Source organism: Rhodococcus sp. WS3, assembly GCF_003797085.1.
GTDB lineage: Bacteria > Actinomycetota > Actinomycetes > Mycobacteriales > Mycobacteriaceae > Rhodococcus_F > Rhodococcus_F globerula.
This window is the reverse complement of record NZ_RKMA01000002.1, coordinates 741,813-762,807: the sequence shown is the minus strand read 5'-3', so window position 1 is coordinate 762,807 and position 20,995 is coordinate 741,813. Positions and strand designations below refer to the sequence as shown.

The window sequence follows — 20,995 nt, the reverse complement described above, 5'->3', positions numbered from 1 at the left end:
GAGCCCTTCAAGAAAGGCAAATTCCTTTGTTCACCAATAGTTTTCAACGTGCCGTCAAGTCTGCGGCGGCCGTGACAGTACTGGCCGTAGCACTTGCCGCCTGTGGTGGCGCGTCGGCGTCGGACGGCACCGCCGGAACACCGGTGGACGGCGGGACGCTGACCTTCTACGACCCTGTCGATTACGCGGCGTGGAAACCTACGAACTCGCTGTGGTCCAACAGCCAGGTTTCCAACAATCTTGCTGAGCGGCTGATCTGGCAGGACCCTGAAACGGGTGAATACAGGCCATGGTTGGCAGAGTCGTACCAGGTCAGCGATGACCATCTGTCGTACACATTCACGCTGAAGTCCGGCGTTACATTCAGCGACGGCACTGCGCTGAATGCCGGAGTGGTCAAGGCGAACTTCGATCAGCACGGCATCGGCGACCCGCAGAAGGGCATCACCGTGGATCCGTTCTGGACCGATTACGCCGGCACCGATGTGGTCGACGATCGGACGGTTGTCGTCAAGCTGGCGAAGCCCAATGTCGGCTTCATTCAGATCTTGTCGAACTACCGTGCCAGTTCGATCCTCGGGCAGTCGCTGCTGGATCGAGATCTCAACGGTCAGAGTGATATTCGTAACTGGGTGGGAACAGGCCCCTTTGTGGTCGAGTCGGTGAACGGAACCAGCGGCGTCACTCTCGCACGACGCGACGATTACAACTGGGCGCCCGAAGGTTCGGGTCATTCCGGCCGAGCCTACTTGGAGAAGATCGTCTTCAAGACAGTTCCGGAAGCCGGAACGCGAGTCGGCGCATTGCAGTCGGGTGAGGCACAGATCGCGCGCAACATCGCGCCGTACGACGAGGAAACTGTGGCAGCGGGCGGCGGAGTCCTGCTACCGATTTCGGTGCAGGGTGAGACCAACGACCTGACCCTTCAGTTGAAGGATCCGGAAGCGCCAACTCAGGACAAGCGGGTCCGTCTCGCGTTGCAGGCGGCCACCGATCGCACGGAGATCAACCAGACTGTGCTGTCCCCGAACTACCCGGTTCCGTCCAGTGCACTGGTTCAGGGAACGCCGCTTCGTGGTGATTCGAGCAGCTATCTCACCTACGACCTCGACAAGGCCAAGTCGCTGCTCGACGAAGCGGGTTGGAAGCCGGGAGCAGACGGGGTCCGGGAGAAGGACGGCAATCGATTGGCCTTCCACTTGCGGGTGGCACCCTACTATCAGGTCTCGCAGTCGGTTCTGGAAGTTGTTCAGTCGCAGTGGCGAAAGGCCGGCGTCGACGTCACGCTGACGCGCCCGTCGTTGACGGAATACGAGTCCCAACTGGCTTCCGCGCCGGACTGGTACTTCACGCAAGGTCAGACGTCCACCGCGGAACCCAGTGTCCTGCGCACGTCGTATGGCAGTGACCGCCAGAACGGGACCAAGAACTTCCAGAAGGACGAAAAGTTCGATCAACTCTTGGCGGCGCAGTCGTCTGCATTCGATCCGAATGATCGCAAGACCGCGATCCAGGCGATCGAAGATCACATCTTCGGCGAGGGCTACTCGATACCGCTCTACGACGAGACCCAGGTCTTCGGCCTCGCTTCCAGCGTCCACGGTTTTGCCACTGAATCCACCGGCCGGTCGTGGTTCTACGACACATGGGTTTCGCAGTGAGAGGCAACGGAGGAATGCGCAATTACACCCTGAAGCGAATCGGGCAGTCGATCTTGGTGATGTGGGCCGCCTACACCCTGTCCTTCTTTCTCCTCAGCGCATTACCTGGGGACGCGGTGAACAACCGCATCCAGAACCCGGAGGCCCAACTGTCCCCGGAGTCCGCGCGGGCGCTGGTCGAGTACTACGGACTTGATCGGCCGTTGCTGGAGCAGTATGTCAGTGGTCTGGGTGGAATCCTGCGGGGAGACTTGGGGTATTCGCTCACCAATGGCACACCGGTGACCGGCCTCATCGGCGATGTCCTACCGAGCACGCTCCAACTTACCGGTCTGGCATTGGTTTTCGGCCTCGTCCTGGCAGCTGTCATCGCCGTGGTCGCGAACTATGCTCCGTGGGCGTCGGTGCGAAGTGTGGTTGGTTCGGTACCGGCGCTGTTCGGTTCGGTACCCACCTTTGTGGTGGGAATCCTTGTACTGCAATTCTTGTCGTTCAAGTTGCATGTGATTCCGTCGTCCGACGACGGTTCGTTCCTGGCACTACTGGCTCCGGCCGCGACATTGGCTATTCTCATCGCTGCACCGCTAGCGCAGGTGTTCAGCACCTCGATAACCACAACCCGCGACTTGCCATTTGTTCACGTACTGCATGCAAAGGGCGCTGGGGAGGGGTATGCCTTCCGCCGGGGCGTACTACGAAACTCTGCATTGCCGGTACTGACGCTTCTCGGACTTGCCTGCGGCGAACTGATCGCCGGATCTGTGGTGACCGAGGCAGTCTATGCTCGACCCGGACTCGGCCAGCTGACCGTGAATGCGGTCGGTACCCAGGATCTCCCGGTTCTCCAGGGAGTGGTGTTGGTTGCGGCTTTGGCATACGTGGCGGTCAACCTCGCGGTCGACCTGGCGTACCCGTACATCGACCCGCGGGTTCTTGTGGACGGGCAAAACTCACGCGTCACCGCTCGTAGAACCCGAACGAAGCTGGTACTTCCCGGATTCGGCGTCAAGGCAACTGGCGTCGCCCCTGTACCCGTTTCGGTTCAGCGCCGGCTGCCGGCGGAGGTGTCGATGCCATGACCGTCATCATCGACGACACAACGGCGCAGAATACGCCGCCGACGAGCGGTGCAGAGCCAGACGCAACTGCGTCGATCGTTCGAGAAACGGTGCGATGGGCTGCCCGGAACTGGGGTTTGGTGCTGTCGACCGCCATTTTTGTACTCGCGCTGCTGTGGGCGCTCCTGCCAGGGGTGTTCACCAGCTTTGATCCGATTGCCGTCGACAACGGCCGTAAGTTACTACCTCCGTCCGGCGAACACTGGTTTGGTACCGACCTTCTCGGTCGCGACATGTACGCACGTGTCGTCTACGGCGCACGGGCGTCGCTACTGGGCGCCAGCATGGCGGTCGCCGTCGCGGTGATCGTCGGTTCGGTGCTCGGCGCAGTTGCCGGTTGGTTCGGTGGGTTCGTCGACACCGTGGTGATGCGACTCATCGACGTTGTGCTGTCCGTCCCCGGTTTCTTGCTCGCTATCACGATCGTGGTGGTGTACACGGCAAAAGTGGGGCAGGCGGGCTTGATTCCCGCCGCGATTGCAGTGGGTCTGACCTCGGCGGCGACGTTCGCGCGATTGATCCGGTCCGAGGTACTCACCGTGCGGGCAAGTAACTACGTCGAGGCGGCGATCACCAGCGGCGCAACCACGTTCACGGTTCTGCGGCGCCACGTGGTTCCGAACTCGTTGGCGCCGACCGTATCGCTGATCGCCGTTCAACTCGGGATCGCCATCATCTGGATTGCCTCACTGAGCTTCCTCGGACTCGGTGCTCAGCCACCGAATCCTGAATGGGGACTGCTTGTTTCGGATGGGCGGCAGTTCATTGCCACTCGAGGATGGCTCACACTCTATCCCGCACTCACCATCATCGCGGTGGTTCTGGCGACCAACAACATCGCTCGTCACCTCACGACAAGGAGTTCGCGATGAGCCTGGATCCAGTCTTGTCCGTCAAAGGACTCACCGTTGGCTATCGGACGAATCGCACGCTTGCGCCAGTGGTGCACGATGTCAGCTTCGACGTCGGCCCCGGTCAGGTTCTGGCGCTGGTGGGGGAGTCGGGATCGGGTAAGACCACCACCGGCCATGCGATCCTCGGCTTACTCCCCACGAACGGCGAAGTGATCTCGGGTTCGATCGTCTTCCGTGGTCAGGAGCTGACCGCGTTGAACCCCAAGGGGTGGCGCGAGATCCGTGGCCGGTCGGTGAGTCTGATTCCGCAGGACCCGACGGTGTCCCTCGATCCGGTCCGCCGGGTGGGGCATCAAGTCGAAGACGTGGTGCGTCTTCATACCGACCTCGGCGCGGATGCGCGGCGTGAGCGTGTTCACGAACTGTTCGCGCTCGTCGGTTTCGACGATGTCGAACGCCGATACGGGCAGTATCCGCACGAGTTGTCGGGGGGAATGCGGCAACGAGTGCTGGTTGCAGCCGCAGTGGCCGCGGAACCTGATCTGATCATCGCCGACGAACCCACGTCGGGACTCGATGCGACCGTGCAGAAACAGGTCCTCGATCTCATCGACAGCCTGCGGGCTCGATCGTCGACGAGCATGGTTCTGGTTACCCATGATCTTGGTGTTGCCGCAGACCGCTCCGATCTCATCGGAGTCATGCGCAACGGGCATCTGGTGGAAGTCGGACCGACAGCGGAGGTTCTCGCGAATCCACGGCATGCCTATACCCGGCATTTGTTGAACAGCGTGCCATCGCGGTTGTCGGTGCGCGAGAATCGAGGCTCTGTGCTCGCGGCACGGAAGACGGTTATCGAGGTCGCGGACCTGCACAAGGATTACGGCGAAGTCCCTGCCGTGGACGGTATTTCGTTCCACGTTCGGCAAGGCGAGACTTTTTCGATCGTCGGCGAATCCGGTAGCGGAAAGTCGACCACTGCCCGAATTCTCGCGGGGTTGACCACTGCGACGTCCGGGCGCGCGTCCGTGCTTGGTTCGGACATCACTGCACTGAGCCGCTCGGAGTTTCGGCCACTGCGCCGTGACCTGCAAATCGTGTATCAAAACCCGTACTCGTCGTTCGATCCCCGGTTTACAGTCTTCGACGTAGTCGAAGAACCGCTGCGGTCTTTCCAGAAGGCGCACTGGGGACGACGCCGGGGAAACGTCGACCGCGTGGCGGCTGCGTTGGAAGCCGCGGCACTACCAGCTGACTTTGCGCGCCGTCATCCACGTGAACTGTCCGGTGGCCAACGCCAACGTGTGGCAATCGCCCGTGCGCTGGTGGTCGAACCGAAAGTTGTCGTGCTCGACGAGCCGATCTCGGCGCTGGACGTGTCTGTGGCCGCACAGATTCTCGAACTCCTACAGCGCCTTCAACAAGAGCGCGGGCTCACTTACGTTTTCATCTCGCACGACTTATCTGTTGTTTCCGCAATCTCAGATCGAGTTGCGGTGATGCAGCGCGGACGAATTGTCGAACAAGGATCCGTGGAACAGGTCTTTTCGAATCCCACGGACGACTACACCGTCCGGTTGCTCGAGGCGATCGCCGGACGCGAACTCACCACTACCCGAGGAACCCCATGACTACTCGACCCGACACCTTCGATGCCGCTCTGATCCGGTTCAGGTCCATCTTCGGTGAACTGGCAAAAGGTGCCGGAGAACGTGATCTGTCCGGCGAACACCCGTATGAACTGGTACAGGAGCTTGCCGACGCCGGATTCGGCAAGCTGCGAGTCCCCCGCGAGTACGGCGGATTCGACGTCGATTTGCCGACCTTGTTCGCCCTGCTCGCGGAGGCCGGGCAAGCAGACGCCAACGTGCCGCAGATCTGGCGTGGGCACTTCACCACCACCGAGATTCTGCGGCTGGAAACCGATTCCGAGGTGAGGGGGTATTGGTTGACTACGGTCGCCGGTGGTGCGGTGTTCGGCAATGCGCAGTCGGAGCCGGCCGACCGTCTTGCCGGCCTTGATTCGGGCGGCGGATGGGGCACGATCACCACACGGGTCAGGCGCAGTGACGCGGGCGAGCGGGTTGTCTCCGGTACCAAGTTCTATTCGACAGGCTCCCGCTTCGCGGATTACATTCGGGCGGCGGTCGTGGACGGCGACGGGCACCGGGAGTTCGTGGTGCTCCCCGCCCGGCACCAGGGCGTTGAGCATGTCGACGACTGGGACGGTGTCGGACAACGCCAGACCGGTAGTGGTACAACAATTTTCACTGATGTCCCAGTGGAGTCCAACGGCGAGATCGGCCGCTATACCGAATCTTTGCGTGGGCTGGACTCGTTCGTTCAGATCGTGCATCTGGCGAACCTGGTCGGGATTGCGCGGAGTGTCCTGGCTGAGACCATCGATATCGTCCGTAACCGAACCCGCACCAGTCGGCATGCCCTGACGCAGGATGCAGTCGCCGATCCGGACGTGCTCGGTGTTGTCGGAACTCTCTACTCCCGCACGCTGACGGCGGAAACTCTGCTCGGTCACGCCGCGCGTCGGTTGGACGAGGCGCATGCCACCGGTGACGAGGCGGTGTATTCCGACGCCTATATCCAGGCCTCTGCTGCGCAGGTAGCAGTCATCGACGCTGTTCTGGCAGCCTCCAGTGATGCGTTCAACGCGGGCGGTTCGTCCACAGCTCGTAGGCGAGCGCACCTGGATCGACATTGGCGCAACGCGCGCACGCTCGCGTCACACAATCCGGTCATCTACAAGCCGCGGGTGATCGGCGACTACTACGTCAACGGAAATGCGCCGGTATCAGGCTATTACGCCGATCGGCCGTCGGCAGCCAACGCTGCCGACCAGAGCGAAAGGGTTCAGCTGTGAGCGGGCAACTGCATCTGAACGTCAACATCCTCAATGCCGGTGTCTTCGGAGGCTCCTGGCGGTTCCCCGATACCGACGCGCTGGCGAGCTACACGATCGAGCACTACACAGCAATCGCCAAAAAGGCCGAGGCGGCCAAGCTCGACGCGGTTTTCCTCGCCGACGGTCCTCTACTGGACCCGAGTATCAGGCACCGATCCGGCAACAACCTGGAGCCCACAACAGTATTGGCGCGGGTGGCCGCACAGACCGAGAAGATCGGACTGATCGGGACACTGTCGAGTTCGTACAACGATCCGGAGGAAATCGCCAGGCGACTCGGAGACCTCGATTACGTCAGCGGTGGGCGATTCGGTTGGAACGTAGTGACAACGGCGGGGCCGGTCGCAGCGCGCAACTTCGGCCATATCGGCGAGCCGGAGCACGGTCTCCGCTATCGCCGAGCCGCGACTGTGGTCGACCAGGTGGTCACCAAGTGGGGAGCGCGAACTGAACTCGTATCACCGCAAGGACGGCCTGTCATAGTGCAGGCAGGAGGCTCCAGTGACGGAAAGCGGTTGGCCTCGCAGATCGGTGAAGTGATCTTCTCCGCGGAACAGGACCTGGACAAGGCGCGAGCATTTCGCACCGAGATCCGCGAAGGTGCAAGGAAGTTCGGTCGTTCGCCGGACGAGGTGGTCGTTCTTCCCGGGCTGTCGACAGTGTTGGGCAGCACGGAGGCGGAGGCTAGAGCGCGGCGCGAACTCCTCGACGAGTTGCTGCCCGATGCGTACGCCCGCGATCGGCTTGCCGGACAACTCGGATTCTCCCTGGACGGACTCGACGACAATGCGCCGATTCCTCCTGAGCTACTGAGAAATCCGGATCACGCCGGCGGATCTCAGACGTTCTACCGGGTTGTCCTCGGCATCATCGAGCGCGAGAATCCGACCCTGCGTCAACTGTTGAAGAAGCTGTCCGGAGGTGGCGGGCACCGCATAGTCGTCGGCACTCCGGAACAGATCGCCGACGACATCGAGCGGTGGTTCCGCCATGGCGCGGCCGACGGATTCAACGTGATGCCGGATGTATTGCCTTCGGGGTTCGACGATTTTGCCGACCATCTCGTGCCGGAGTTGCGCCGGCGAGGCCTGTTCCGCACCGATTACGAGGGGACCACTCTGCGTGATCACCTCGGGCTCGGTGTGCCTGGCGTCCCATACACCACCACAGACGAGTACCCGCTCGTGAGCGCGGAATGAGGAGAAACAGATGACCGTGTTCGTGGAGTTGGCGGTGGGTGAGTCGGCGGGACAAGTATCAGTCTCCGCCGCAGATGCAATCGCACGAGTTGCCCAGAGCGTGAACGCAAGTGGCATCAGACTTGTCGACGAGGTCGAGAGCCTGCGCACGATCGATCCTTCGATTGTCGGCAGCTACCTCGCTGGTCGGTACGGACACCTCGGGTACCTGATCGATGCGCGGACAACGCACAATGCGCCGTACAACCTGGCTCGGCGAGTGCTGTCGCTGGATCGTGCGACAGACGGCCGCGTGGGTGTTGTCCTCGCGCCGGGGGAGGGCGACGAGGTCAGCGATGCGACAACCCCAGACCCCCAGGCATCGGAGACATCCGAACGGTGGGTCGAGTATGCGGACATCGTCTCGCGGCTGTGGGAGTCGTTCCCGCGCGCGGCACTGCTCGGAGACCAGGAACGTGCCACCTTTGTCGACGACACGTTGATCGCACCGATCAATCACGAAGGTCGGTTCTATCGCGTGGCCGGACCGTTGGACGGACCGGCGTCGGTGCAAGGTCGCCCCGTGGTCGTGGCTGCCGATCCCGACGCTCTGGGATGGTCGCGGATCGCTGCGGTTGCGGACGTCGTCATCGTGGAGCGCAACAACATCGACGGGGCCGACGCTGCCCTGTCGGGCGCACTTCATTCCGTTGGACGCCGGCGATCCGATGTTGCGCTGCTGGCCCGGTTGACCGGTGCCGTCAGTGCGGTAGAACTCAAGCAGTGGGCGCCTGACAACGGTGTCGACGGATTTGTCCTCGCGACAAGTGGACGTGACGAAGCTGCGATTGTGGACCTTGTCAGGGACGTGGTGCCTCAACTTGCGGGACCGATAGGGCGCACGCTGCGTTCGACACTCGCACTGCGTGAGAGCGCAGAGGTGTTTGCATGACCGCCGTACATGTGTCTCCGGCACCCGTACCGGAGCACGGCGTGGAGCGTCGGGAGGAATCTTTGACTGTCGCCGGGATCCGAGCAGCTGCCGCTCCGGTGTTGACCCGCCTCGGTGCCACTGCTCGGGCTCGCGAAGAGACACGGGACTATGCGTTCGATGATGTCCGTGAACTTGCCGATCTCGGAATTGCCCTTACCGGCATCGCCACTGCCGAAGGTGGCGGCGGAGGAACCGTCAGAGATGTCGTGGAGCTGGTCATCGACATTTCCCGTGCGGATTCCAATGTCGCGCAGGCGCTTCGGCCGACATTTTTGGCTGCGAACCAGGTCGCCAGTCGTGAGGACGTTCCGCTTCGGGAGATCAATCTGGAGCGTTTGCGTCAACGCGCGTTGTTCGTGGGTACCGGCAACGAGCGCAACGGCGGGGCGAGTGGAAGCGTATCCACCACAGCCCGGCGCCACGGTGATGGTTATGTCGTCAACGGACGAAAGTTCTATTCGACGGGCGCGTTGTACGCGACGTACTTCTCGTCGCAAGCAGTCACCGAGGACGGCACCATCATCCGATTCACGGTGCCCGTTGATCGCGCGGGCGTAGACCGACGTGACGACTTCGACGCTATCGGCCAGCGGCTGACGCAGAGCGGTTCCACCTGGTTCAACGATGTGTGGGTCTCGGATGACGAGGTTGTCGTCGCGGAGGACTCGCGTCCGGACAATCCGTGGCAGGGCTCCTTCGCGCAGCTCTATCTCGCGGCGGTACAGGCGGGCATTGCGGCGCGCGCGCTCGATGATGCGGTGTGGTTCGTGCGGGAGCAGGCTCGTCCCATCAAGCACAGCTCGGCGACACAGAGCGTCGATGATCCGTACGTGCGGGCGACCGTCGGAGAACTCGGTGCGCGGGTACGGGCAGCACGCGCGGTGGTGTTGTCGGCTGCCGAAGAGCTCCAGAACTTGCGGGGATTGGCGGGCGAGGATGCGCGGCGGGCCGGCGCGAATGCCGCCGTTGTCGTCGCCGAATCAGGCGTCATCGCGATCGAGTCTGCGCTTCGCGCTTCGGAATTGCTCTTCGATGTCGGTGGCGGTTCGATTACGAACCGCGAGTGGGGTTTCGACCGTCACTGGCGTAATGCCCGCACGGCTGCGAACCACAATCCGCGTCAGTGGAAAGCGGCAGTCGCCGGCGCCTATCACCTCACCGGGGAAGAGCCCCCTCTCACGGGGTTGTTCTGAACAGATTTGTGCACAGCACCATTCATGTGAAAGGAAATCAATGACCATCGAGGTTGACCGCGTACTCGGCCGAACCGGTGTCCGGATCACTCCACTGACGCTCGGGACGATGAACTTCGGCCGCTGGCAAGAGGAAGGGGAGAGCCTTCGGATCATTTCGTCCGCTCTGGATCTCGGTGTCTCGGCTATCGACACCGCGGACGTGTACGCCCTGGGTGTTTCCGAAGAGATCGTCGGGAAAGCGCTCACAGGTCGGCGCGACGACGTGTTCCTCGCGACGAAGTTCCACGGCCAGATCGGGACCGACCCTCGTCACGCGGGCAATTCACGCCGCTGGATCACGCGGGCGGTCGAGGACAGCTTGCGCAGGCTGCGTACCGATTACATCGATCTCTATCAGGCACATCGCCCGGATCCGGATACGAGCCTGCTCGAGACGTTGCAGTCACTCAACGACCTGATCCGTCAGGGCAAGATCCGGTACTACGGAACCTCCGCGTTTCCGGCACATCAACAGGTCGAAGCCCATTGGCTTGCCGAGAAGTACGGTCTTGTCGCCCCTCACACCGAGCAGCTTCCTTACTCGCTGCTGGTGCGTGGCGTCGAGCGTGAGGTGTTCCCTGTGGCGAGGAAGTACGGTGTTGGCGTCCTCTCCTACGGCCCGCTTGCCGCCGGGTGGTTGTCCGGCAAGTATCGGTTGGGCGCGCAGCAACCGGAATCGGCTCGTGCCGAACTGATCCCGGGTCGCTTCGACGTGAGTGCCGAGCGCAACCAACGCAAACTGGTGGCAGCTGATGCACTTGCCCAGCTTGCGGAGGACAACGGACTCACACTTGTCGATCTGTCGATCGGATTTGCCCTCAATCATCCGGCGATCAGCAGTGTCATCATCGGCCCCCGAACGCAAGAACATCTCGAAGCGTATGTGAAGGCCGCGGCGGTGCAGCTGAGCGATCAGATCCTGGATCGCATCGATGAGATCGTCGACCCGGGTACACAATTCTCCGAGCGAGACACCGGGCGAGACACTCCGTCGTTGACACCGGCCGAGCTTCGCCGCGACCACCGCTGACCTACTGAAAACTACTGAAAACTACCGAAAGACATTCACACTCATGAGCTATGGCACTTTCGAAACCACCTACACTGCTGATGCCGAGCGCTACACCAAGATTCCGTACCGCAGAAGCGGTGCGTCGGGGCTCGACCTTCCCGCGTTCTCTTTCGGGCTGTGGCAGAAGTTCGGTACCGACTACGCGTTCGAAACGCAGCGGGAGATCATCCTGCACGCTTTCGACCTGGGGATCACCCATTTCGACAACGCGGACCGGTACGGCCCGCCGCACCGCGCCGCGCAACAGAACTTCGGAAGGGTTCTGGCGAAGGATCTGGCGTCCTACCGCGACGAGATCATCCTCTCGACGAAGGCAGGCAACGCGATCGGGCCCAGCCCGTATCTGAAGGGTGGATCCCGCAAGTCCTTGCTGGCCTCGCTCGATCACAGTCTGCGTGATTTCGGCACTGACTACGTCGACATCTTCTACAGCCACAGCCCAGACCTGTCGACTCCCATCGAAGAGACTGTCGGAGCCCTGGTGTCAGCTGTGCAGCAGGGCAAAGCGCTCTATGTCGGACTCTCGAACTATCTACCAGAGCGTGCGCACGAAGCCGCAGTGTTGCTCCGCGAGGCCGGCGTTCCGTTGCTCATTCACCAGCCGAGGTATTCGATCTTCGATCGGCGTATCGAGCAGAACGGATTGCTCGAACTGGCGCAAGAGGACGGCTTCGGGCTGATCGTGTATTCGCCGCTGGCTCAGGGTCTGCTCACGAACAAGTACCTCGAGACGATCCCCGCCGATGCCCGAGCAGTCAACAGCACCTTCCTCAGTCCCGATGTCCTCACCGACACCTATCGGCAGCGTGCATCCGAGCTCAACAAACTGGCGGAATCACGTGGACAGTCGTTGGCGCAGTTGGCGCTTCAGTGGGTCTTGCGGCAGCCAGCAGTCACGTCGGCGTTGGTGGGGGCCAGCTCGACGTGGCAGCTCGACCACAATCTGCAGGCACTGAGCTTCCCGGAGTTGACCGACGAGGAACTCGCCATCATCGAAGAGCACGGTGTTCACGGCACCGGGCTGAACCTCTGAGATGACGTCCGTCGCAGCGCCGATCGGTGCGGGCATCGAGGATGGACGACCGTTCCGGCTCAATTTCCTCCTCCATCTGGACCGGGATCTGTCACCAGCGCAGGCCTACCGCGAGGCGATCGAATTGTTCGTTGCCGCTGAGGAATTGGGCTACGACTCCGGGTGGGTGATCCAGCGTCATTTCCGTCAGGGCAACGAACATATCTCGGCTCCGCTGGTCACGCTTGCGGCGATCGCCCAGCACACCAGCAGAATTCGATTGGGCACCGGGGTATTGGTGCTTCCCCTCGAGGATCCGCTGAAGGTTGCCGAAGACGCTGCGACGCTTGACGTACTCAGTAATGGACGGTTGGAACTTGGCCTGGGTTCAGGGCCTTTCCCGGGGGCCTGGGAAGCGTTCGGGCGAGATCTCTCCGACAAACAGCGGTTGGTTGGCGAGTCGATCGACCGACTGCACGGCGCACTCGAGGGGAAGTCTCTCAACAGTGCCGGGGAGGTCCTGTACCCACCTGGTCACGGCGTACGGGATCGATTGTGGCAGGCCACGACGAGTGAACCCACGCACGCTCACGATGCGGCCAGAGCAGCGGCTCTCGCCGGCGACGGCTTGCAGTTGTCCAGGGCCACAACGTTTCGGGGTGGGAGCGCGCGAGAGGCACAGGAACGACAGGCGGCGTGGATCGACAGCTACCGCGGCGCCTGGAATGACCCCGTGCGCTCGCCACGGGTACAGGTGTCGCGCGCGGTGTATCCACATCCGGATCGGGAAGTGGCAACACGATTGGTGACCCCGGGTGTGCAGCGTTGGCAGAGTTGGAGCACGTCGGGAAAACAGACCCGCAGCCAGAGCGTCGAGGACTATCTGGCGGCTGACAACGCACTGATCGGACCCAGCGAGACACTGGCAGCTGAACTTGCCGCCGACCCGGCACTGCGTGACATCACCGATTTGCTGGTGAGCTTTGTTCCCGGGGTGCCAGACCGGGATGAACATCTCCGATTGCTCGAAACCAGCGCCCGGGAGCTGGCCCCTTTGCTGGGCTGGCGATCGGCCGCTGCGTCCGTCCCTTCATAACCCGATTGTGAGACTTCTGCGATGACTGGATTGCACCTGAACTTGTCCCTCATGACGCCGGGTCATTTCCGGCACGCGTGGCGGTTACCGCACGCTGATCCACTGGCCTATCTCGATATCGATCATTTTGTGCGGCTCGCTCAGATCGCAGAATCGGCCAAGATCGACGCCGTCTTCCTCGGCGATGGGCCGGCGTTGCGCGGCGAGATCGAGGAGGCACCTGGAACCGGAATCGATCCGCTGGTGCTACTCGGCCATCTGGCGGCGATCACCGAGAACCTTGGTGTCGTAATTACCAGTTCGACGACCTATAACTCGCCGTACAACTTGGCACGTCGATTTCAAGCACTCGACCATGTCACCAAGGGGCGTGCCGCCGTCAACATCGTGACCACCGGGACACCGGCGGCAGCTGCGAACTTCGGCCTGTCCGAGCACCCGGACAAAGAATCTCGTTATCGGAGGGCGTGGGAGTTTCTCGAGGTGGTGACTGGTCTGTGGGACAGCTGGGGACCGGATTGGCTTGTCGCGGACAAGAAGTCAGGTCAGTACGCGGACGTCTCCCAAATCCGCTCCAGCGACCATGTCGGGGAGTTCTTTTCGGTGGCCGGCCCGCTTCCTGTCCCGCCGGGGCCACAGGGTCGTCCGGTGTTGGTGCAGGCAGGCGGGTCGGAAGGCGGGTTGAAACTGGCCGGAGATTTTGCCGACGTCGTATTCACGGTGGCACAGACGCAGTCGAAAGCGGTTGCCTTTCGAGATGACATCCGGCGTCGGGCCGTCGCTGCCGGTCGCGGGCCCGATGACGTGAAAATATCACTCGGAGTTGTTGTGCTGGTTGCGGCGACCGAGGAGCAGGCCCGAGCTCGAGAAAAGGAACTGTATGCGACATTGCCGATCGAACGATTGACTGCAGTTCTGCTTGCGAATCTGGGCTTACCCGAAGGCTCGTTCGGTCCCGACGACGTGATTTCCGAAGCCGACCTGCCGGGAACGATTCCGACAGGTGCGTTCTCGACCGGGTTCAGTGTGTCGACGCGCGCCTTGATTCACGAGGGTCCGCTCACGCCGCGTGAACTGGTGACGCGTGGCGCAGGCGGTTCGGGGCATCGCCTTGTGGTGGGTTCGGCTGAGCAGGTTGCCGACGATCTGCAGGAGTGGTTCGAGGCCGGAACAGCGGATGGTTTCACCATCATGCCTGCGGATACTGCCGTCGACCTCGAGAACTTCGCAAACCTGGTTGTACCGATCCTGCAATCACGCGGTCTGTTCCAGCGTGAGTACACAGCACCAACTCTGCGAGAGAGATTTGGCCTGTCCTTCGGGGACCGTCGACGCCCGCAGTCGCATCGGTCCGGAACCGAGTTGGTTGCAGTCCCGGTGTAGACGGCGGACATCGCAACGAGCGCGTGATCTGTTGTTATCGCGGCAAATCTCAACCCGATGGGCACCGACTTCGAGGTCGGTGCCCATCGGTGATGGAGCGGATGGCAGGATTCGAACCCACGTGGACGGTTTTGCAGACCGCTGCCTCGCCTCTCGGCCACACCCGCGCTGGCAATCAATTATGTTTGTAGAAAACAGCATTCGCCAGAGTTGTGATCACGAAGAGTTGATCGGACTGAAGTGTCGAGTATCTTTGAGCCGCAACGAGTTAAAGCAAATCTAAACAATCCTCGTAGATCAGCTTGCTTGTTCTTCGGGCAACCGCTGTGCAGACTCAATTGCGTGCACGTGCATCTAACTGTGCATCTATTTTCCGTACCCGAGAACCATGAAGGACCACTATGTCGCCGCAGAACGAACCAGCGTTGGTCACTCCGGTAATCGCCGCAGCAGCAGTGGCCGGAGGGGCGTTGCTCATCGATGTGCGCAGCGCGAAGGGCCGCAACGAGAATGGCGCAATTCCAGGAGCCGTGGTCGTCGACCGCAATGACCTCGATGCCGAGTTCGGACTCGACTCGCCCGCCAAGCACTCGGAGGTGAACTCGCTCGATCAACCGATCGTCGTGGTGTGTGGCTCGATTGCCGGTTCCGCGCCGGTTGCCGAGGGGCTTCTTCAGCGCGGGTTCGTGAACGTGGTCCACGTCGACGGCGGTTTCCCGGCGTGGAAGGCGGCGGGTCTGACCGTTGCCGAACCTGTTTCGCCGCAGTCGTAATTCGTTTCTCGATGTCGATGCGTGGAGGTTCGGCCATTTCGTTGCCTGGCGACGATCTCGATTCGATGGAAACCGGTACCGTGCTGCGTGCCGGCGTGCGGGTCATGGCCAAGGGGAGCCTGGGGTATCGGATAGCGACTCCACTGTCGATCATCGCCGGACTGATCAACGGTTCCACGATGGTTTTCAGTGCTGTCGCCATCGGCTGGGCCACCGATCATCTGATCATCCCGGCCTTCACGGATGCCGAGGTTTCGGCGCGGTCGTGGTGGATCGCTTTGGGCGCCATCGCCGGAGTGTCACTTCTTCGAGTGATCACCATCGTCACTCGAGCGGTCGCGGCCGCATACGTGCAGTACGGCAACCAAGCGTCGACCAGGCGTGCGTTGATACGGCAGTATGCCAAGCTCGGCGTTCCCTGGCATCGGCGGCACTCCACCGGGCAGTTGCTTTCCAACGTGGTCTCCGACGTCGAAGTTCAGTGGGCGCCCATGCAATTCTTCGCTTTTGCGATGGGCAGTGTGTTCATGCTCCTGGTGGCGCTGGCGAACATCGCGCGCTCGGACCGGTACCTCGCGGTGGTCGCGCTGATGCTGGTGTTCGTCGTGCTTCTGGCTAATTTCGTGTACCAGCGGGTGATGTCACCGCGTGCTCGTGACGCGCAACGAGCCAGAGCCGCGGTCAGTAGCGTCGCGCACGAGGCCATCGAGGGCGAGCAGGTTATCCGCACGCTGGGGATCGTGGACAGTGAGTCGGCACGATTCGTGCGCGCCGCCGAGAACACCCGCGTTGCGAATACTCGGATGTCCTTTGTCAGTGCGGCCTTCGATCCCTTCGTCGAACTTGCCCCGACGGCAACGGTATTGGTGGTGCTGCTCATCGGTTCTGGCCGAGTGTCCGCGGGCGAGCTGACTGTTGGCACGCTGGTCGAGACCATCTATCTGTTCCTGACGATGGCCTTGCCGCTGGGCATGATCGGCCGGTTCCTCAGCATTCTGCCGCTGGCCGTGGTGGGGAACAAACGCACTGCTTCGGTACTCGATTCCGTCGACTACACGCAGTTCGGAACCGAAACGCTGGCCGGTGAGAAGGCTTTGGGGGTGCACGTAGAGGCGGTGCGTTTCACGTACGACGGGGCACTTGGTGAAGCCATCGGCCCGGTGGAGTTGCGTTTCGACGCCGGTGATGTCGTTGCCGTCGTCGGTGCCACCGGATCCGGGAAAACGACGCTCGTCCGCATCCTGGCCAGGCTTGCCGATCCTGATACGGGCATTGTGCGCTACGACGGTATCGACGTGAGAAGCCTCGCGGACGGAGAAATCGAAACCCGGGTAGCAGTGGTGAGCCAGACGTCCTTCTTGTTCGACGACACGATTCGAGGGAATGTCACGTTGGGTCGCGATATCGACGATCTCCAGGTTTGGCGGGCTCTCGACGTGGCCGAGGCCGCAGAGTTCGTCCGAGGCATTCCCGGTGGGCTGGACGCCGCGGTCGGGAAACGAGGTGCCTCACTCAGCGGTGGCCAACGTCAACGGATCGCGCTGGCCCGCGGTCTGGCCGGCTCGCCGTCCTTGCTGATCCTCGACGACGCGACCAGCGCACTCGATCCCACAGTCGAGCGCGACGTGCTCGACAACATTCGTCGCGAATTCGTGAGCGAACGCGGCGGCGACCGTCGATGTACCGTCGTGATGACAGCGGCGCGCAAGAGCACGGTTACTCTGGCCGATCGCGTCTTGTGGATGAACGGCGGTGTGATCACCGCTTCCGGCACTCACACAGACCTTCTCGCGCAGTACGACGGCTACCGGCAAATAGTCGACGCCTACGCCGACGGAATGGACATCGACGAGTTGGACGCGGCCGGCGGCCGGTCATGAGTGAGTCCCTGGCGTCGAAAGTCCGAGCGACTCGAGTGCTGTACCCCGGTCTCCTCCGCGGAATGTGGTTGACCGTTCTACTGGCGTTTGTCGCTGCCAGCGGACGAATCGTGGTTCCGCTGACGGTGCAGTACGCCCTCGATCACGCACTGCTGCACGGCAATGCCGACAATGACAATTCGACTGTGCTCCTCGGCGCGGTGGGGGTGGGTGCACTCGGCGTCGCGGCAGCGGGAACGGCGTCGTGGTTGCTCAACCGCCGGTTGATCCGCACCAGCGAAAACGCGTTGGCGGCACTGCGCACAGCTGCATTCACTCACATCTTCAGGTTGCCGCCCGCGAGATTCGACGACACAGCCCGCGGATCGCTGGTCGCCCGCGTCACCAGCGACGTCGACACGGTGTCGCAGTTCGTCCAGACCGGTGGTGTCACACTGGTTGCGAACTGCGCACAGATGTTGGTCGCATCGTCGATCATGCTGGTGTACAGCTGGCAGTTGGCACTGTTGGTGATCGGTGTCTCCGTGATCGCGGTGGTGACCATGCGATTGATCCAACGAGTGATCGCCCGCCGATTCGGCGAAGTCCGAGTAGCCGTCGCGAATCTGTACGACGGTGTGTCCGACATGGTGAACGGCGCCGAGGTGACTCGTTCGTACGGAGCCGACGCACGTATCCAGGCGCGAGTGGACGGACTGATCGACACGACGAGGAAATCGCTGTTGCACACCCAATTGCCGTTGGGCGTCAACATGTCTCTGGGTGAAGCCGCCAGCGGAACCATCACAGCTGCGGTCGTGCTCTTCGGCGCCGCCGTGGGTACCGGTCACATCGAGTGGATGGATCTGACTGCGGGTCAGTTGGTCGCATTCCTGTTCCTCATCACGTTCTTCGTGCGCCCGCTGCAGTTCTCCGTGTCGATTCTGGGGGAGTCGCAGAGTGCGGTAGCAGGATTGCGCAGAGTGTTCCACTTGCTTTCCGAGCCTTCGGTCACCGTGGGAGCTGGTGCGGGTACGCCGCTCCCCGTCGGCGGCGTCGGCGTCCGGATGCGCGCGGTCGATTTCTCGTACAACCCGAGCAAACATGCGATCCGCAGCCTGGACCTCGACATCGAGCCACATGAGCACGTGGCTGTGGTCGGCGAAACCGGCTCGGGAAAAACAACTTTCGCGAAACTGTTGACCCGTCAACTCCTGTCGACCAGCGGATCGATCGAACTCGGCGGAGTCGACATCCGCAGGATCACCGACAGTTCGTTCGCCCGTCGTGTCGCCATCGTCCCGCAGGAAGGGTTCCTGTTCGACCGCTCGGTGTTCGAGAACATCGCAATGGGGAGTCCCGGCGCCACCCGTACCGACGTCATGGACGTGTTGTGCGATCTGGGCCTCTCCGAATGGGTGCAGGGTCTCGGTTCCGGGCTCGATACGCTCGTGGGAACGCGAGGCGATGCGTTGTCCGCAGGCGAGAGACAACTCGTGGCCCTGGCGCGGACCGCTGTGGTGGATCCCGATCTGCTGGTACTCGACGAAGCAACCAGCGGGGTGGATCCCGCCATCGATGTCACCGTGCAGCGCGCACTGGCCCAGCTGACCAAGGGACGCACGACGGTCACGATTGCTCACCGCATGATCACCGCGGAGACCGCAGACAGCATTCTGCTCTTCCACGACGGTCTATTGGTGGAACGAGGATCGCACGCCGAATTGACTGCAGCAGGTGGGCGGTACGCTGCCCTCCATCAGGCATGGAAGACCATGAACAGTCTCTGACCCGCTATCCCGGCCCCGGCCGTCGTCGGTGAAGTACTTCTTAAATGATTGCGTAGCCCCGATGGGTTGTTGTGACGCGGAATTACTTCGATAGTGGACGTGACAGCAGTGCATGCGTTCGGCATCGCACATGATCGGCTCGGTTATCAGGAGTTAGACGTGTCCAACAACAACGACGGCGATCTCGGTCGCCACAGCAGCAGCGACGGCGTGGTCCACGCACGTCCGCTGCTGTGTTGTCTCAGTTGTTGACCCACTCCTGATCGAGATTCACCTCGTTGCGCCCCGACTCCGGGCGCACTTCGTCCACTCACATGATGCCCACGGCAGTCAGTCCCCTTGGGTGTCGTCTGCCGTTTCGCGCATCGGTGTATTTGAAAAACCGCACAATAGGAGCACTTTCGTGAAATCTATCCGCCATTGGCGCGCTGTCGGCGCACTTCTTCTTGCAGTCGGTATCGCGGCCACCGGATGCTCTGCGCAGGCGAAGGTCGCTTCGGCGCAGGGAGGTGATCCGGTCTCCGGTGGAACACTGCGATTCGCGGTTCTCGATGCCCCGGCCAACCTCGATCCACATTCCGGGAGTAGCTATCCGGAGTCGTTGATCACCAGCAACACCAGCGACAAACTGACCTACCAGAACCCCGAGACAGGAGAGATCGAACCGTGGCTCGCGACGTCGTGGGAGTACAACGACGATCTGACCGCGTTCACGTTCCACCTGCGTGACGATGTCACGTTCAACGACGGAAGCAAACTGGACGCTGCGGTGGTGAAGGAGAACTTCGATATTCTCGGGCTCGGCAACGAGGCACTCGGCGTTCCCGCGGTGACCGCGTACTGGGTCGGGTTCGTCAGCAGCGAAGTGATCGATCCACTGACGGTGAAGGCCACCTTCAATCGGCCGAATGCCGGTTTCCTGCATGCACTTTCGCACTATTTCTCCGGAATAGTCGGACACTCGACGCTCCAGCTGAGCAAAGCGGACCGCGCGCTCCCGCAGAACATCGTCACCACCGGTCCGTACACCGTGACCGAGCAGATCTACCAGGAGAAGACGGTGCTCACCAAGAGGGCAGGGTACGACTGGGCACCGGCGAGTCGAGCGCACAGCGGCGAGGCGTACCTCGACACGGTGGAGATTGCGGTGATTCCCGAGGCAAGCGTTCGGACGGGTGCGCTGAAGTCGGGTGAGGTCGACGCGATCCTCGATGTCAATTCGACGGACGAGGCGCCGCTGAAGGCGCAGGGGTATCAGATTGTTTCCCAACTGATTCCCGGACGCGACATCGCCTTCGACTTCAAGACCGACGTCTTTCCGACCGACGACATCGCTGTGCGCAAGGCAGTCAATCTGGGCTGGAGTCGTGACGCCCTGAAGAAGACCGTGCTCACGGACAGCTACGCGGTGTCGACCTCGGCGATCTCCTCGCGGGTTCCCGGATGGAAGGACTTCAGTGCCGATCTGACCGAGAACCAGGACGAGGCGGCGAAGATCCTCGATGCGGCTGGCTGGAAGTCGGGTGCCGACGGTATCCGTGAGCGTGACGGAAAGCGGCTCACTCTCGAGCTTCTCGGCATCGACAATCTGGTGGTCAACAAGCCCGCGTACGAGCTGATTCAGCAGGACCTGGCCAAGATCGGTATCGAGCTCGATCTGGCGGTTCTCCCGATCCCCGACTTCAGTGCGGAATCGAAGAAGTCCGGCGTCTACAACATTCAGGTCGCCAACACGAGTCGCGCCGATGTCGCAGTCCTCGAACAGACGTACTCTCCGCTGTTCTCCAACGCCGGCAAGCTTGCGAAGGACAATCCGCTGTATCAGCAGGCAGTCGACGTTCTGCTCGGAGTGAGCGCCACGCTCGATCCGACGGCGCGCGCGCAGGCGGCGGCAGATGCGCAGGAGTTCATCCTCGACACCGCAGCCTTGACCTCGCCGGTGTACAACCCGGCTCAGGTCACGGCGGCAGATCCGAAGGTACACGGGATCAGCTACGAAGCGCAGTCGCGGAATGTCTTCTACGACACGTGGATCGAGAAGAGCTGAGCC

Annotated in this window: 16 protein-coding genes and 1 tRNA gene; 16 read left to right on the top strand and 1 reads right to left on the bottom strand. The window is 61.9% G+C overall.

Annotated features, from left to right (window positions below):
- Positions 1-26: 26 nt before the first annotated feature.
- The 12 genes from EEB13_RS17615 to EEB13_RS17560 are packed head-to-tail and all read left to right on the top strand — an operon-like array spanning position 27 to position 14,523.
- Complete coding sequence (locus EEB13_RS17615; protein ID WP_141485940.1) at positions 27-1,661, top strand: ABC transporter substrate-binding protein; 1,635 nt, start codon at positions 27-29, stop codon at positions 1,659-1,661.
- Positions 1,662-1,675: 14 nt separating this feature from the next.
- Positions 1,676-2,740 carry an ABC transporter permease gene (locus EEB13_RS17610; RefSeq protein ID WP_141485939.1) on the top strand — a complete coding sequence of 355 codons (1,065 nt, stop codon included), beginning with the start codon at positions 1,676-1,678 and terminating at the stop codon, positions 2,738-2,740.
- Positions 2,737-3,651, top strand: a complete 915-nt coding sequence (locus tag EEB13_RS17605; RefSeq protein ID WP_141485938.1) for an ABC transporter permease — start codon at positions 2,737-2,739, stop codon at positions 3,649-3,651. Before EEB13_RS17610 ends, EEB13_RS17605 begins: the two co-directional genes overlap by 4 nt.
- A complete protein-coding gene (locus tag EEB13_RS17600) occupies positions 3,648-5,264 on the top strand; it encodes a dipeptide ABC transporter ATP-binding protein (RefSeq protein ID WP_116104031.1) in 1,617 nt (538 codons plus the stop codon). Before EEB13_RS17605 ends, EEB13_RS17600 begins: the two co-directional genes overlap by 4 nt.
- Positions 5,261-6,511 carry an acyl-CoA dehydrogenase family protein gene (locus tag EEB13_RS17595; RefSeq protein ID WP_141485937.1) on the top strand — a complete coding sequence of 417 codons (1,251 nt, stop codon included), beginning with the start codon at positions 5,261-5,263 and terminating at the stop codon, positions 6,509-6,511. The genes EEB13_RS17600 and EEB13_RS17595 overlap by 4 nt, the downstream gene beginning before the upstream one ends.
- A complete protein-coding gene (locus EEB13_RS17590; protein ID WP_141485936.1) occupies positions 6,508-7,752 on the top strand; it encodes an LLM class flavin-dependent oxidoreductase in 1,245 nt (414 codons plus the stop codon). Before EEB13_RS17595 ends, EEB13_RS17590 begins: the two co-directional genes overlap by 4 nt.
- Before the next feature lie 10 nt (positions 7,753-7,762).
- Positions 7,763-8,683 (top strand): LLM class flavin-dependent oxidoreductase, encoded by a 921-nt coding sequence (locus EEB13_RS17585; RefSeq protein ID WP_033234742.1) that lies wholly within the window; start codon positions 7,763-7,765, stop codon positions 8,681-8,683.
- Positions 8,680-9,918, top strand: a complete 1,239-nt coding sequence (locus EEB13_RS17580) for an acyl-CoA dehydrogenase family protein (protein ID WP_080711750.1) — start codon at positions 8,680-8,682, stop codon at positions 9,916-9,918. Before EEB13_RS17585 ends, EEB13_RS17580 begins: the two co-directional genes overlap by 4 nt.
- A gap of 40 nt (positions 9,919-9,958) precedes the next feature.
- On the top strand, positions 9,959-10,990 hold the full coding sequence (locus tag EEB13_RS17575) for an aldo/keto reductase (protein ID WP_141485935.1): 1,032 nt from the start codon (positions 9,959-9,961) through the stop codon (positions 10,988-10,990).
- A gap of 43 nt (positions 10,991-11,033) precedes the next feature.
- Positions 11,034-12,065, top strand: coding sequence for an aldo/keto reductase (locus EEB13_RS17570; protein ID WP_033234740.1), 1,032 nt, complete (start codon positions 11,034-11,036; stop codon positions 12,063-12,065).
- Between the two features lies 1 nt (position 12,066).
- Positions 12,067-13,140: an LLM class flavin-dependent oxidoreductase gene (locus tag EEB13_RS17565; RefSeq protein ID WP_095886104.1), complete on the top strand. Its 1,074-nt coding sequence runs from the start codon at positions 12,067-12,069 to the stop codon at positions 13,138-13,140.
- 21 nt (positions 13,141-13,161) lie between these two features.
- Positions 13,162-14,523 (top strand): NtaA/DmoA family FMN-dependent monooxygenase, encoded by a 1,362-nt coding sequence (locus EEB13_RS17560; RefSeq protein ID WP_033234738.1) that lies wholly within the window; start codon positions 13,162-13,164, stop codon positions 14,521-14,523.
- 93 nt (positions 14,524-14,616) lie between these two features.
- Here the strand turns inward: EEB13_RS17560 and EEB13_RS17555 are convergent.
- A tRNA-Cys gene (locus tag EEB13_RS17555) sits at positions 14,617-14,690 on the bottom strand.
- Positions 14,691-14,924: 234 nt separating this feature from the next.
- On the opposite strand from EEB13_RS17555, the gene EEB13_RS17550 reads away from it, so the two are divergent.
- From EEB13_RS17550 to EEB13_RS17535, 4 genes are all read left to right on the top strand, one after another.
- Positions 14,925-15,296 carry a rhodanese-like domain-containing protein gene (locus EEB13_RS17550; RefSeq protein ID WP_033234737.1) on the top strand — a complete coding sequence of 124 codons (372 nt, stop codon included), beginning with the start codon at positions 14,925-14,927 and terminating at the stop codon, positions 15,294-15,296.
- Between the two features lie 11 nt (positions 15,297-15,307).
- Positions 15,308-17,176 carry an ABC transporter ATP-binding protein gene (locus EEB13_RS17545; RefSeq protein ID WP_051730540.1) on the top strand — a complete coding sequence of 623 codons (1,869 nt, stop codon included), beginning with the start codon at positions 15,308-15,310 and terminating at the stop codon, positions 17,174-17,176.
- The gene (locus EEB13_RS17540; RefSeq protein ID WP_179300711.1) at positions 17,173-18,945 is read left to right on the top strand and encodes an ABC transporter ATP-binding protein; all 1,773 of its coding nucleotides are present in this window, start codon (positions 17,173-17,175) and stop codon (positions 18,943-18,945) included. Before EEB13_RS17545 ends, EEB13_RS17540 begins: the two co-directional genes overlap by 4 nt.
- Before the next feature lie 403 nt (positions 18,946-19,348).
- Positions 19,349-20,992, top strand: a complete 1,644-nt coding sequence (locus EEB13_RS17535) for an ABC transporter substrate-binding protein (RefSeq protein ID WP_033234736.1) — start codon at positions 19,349-19,351, stop codon at positions 20,990-20,992.
- The last annotated feature ends 3 nt before the right edge of the window (positions 20,993-20,995 follow it).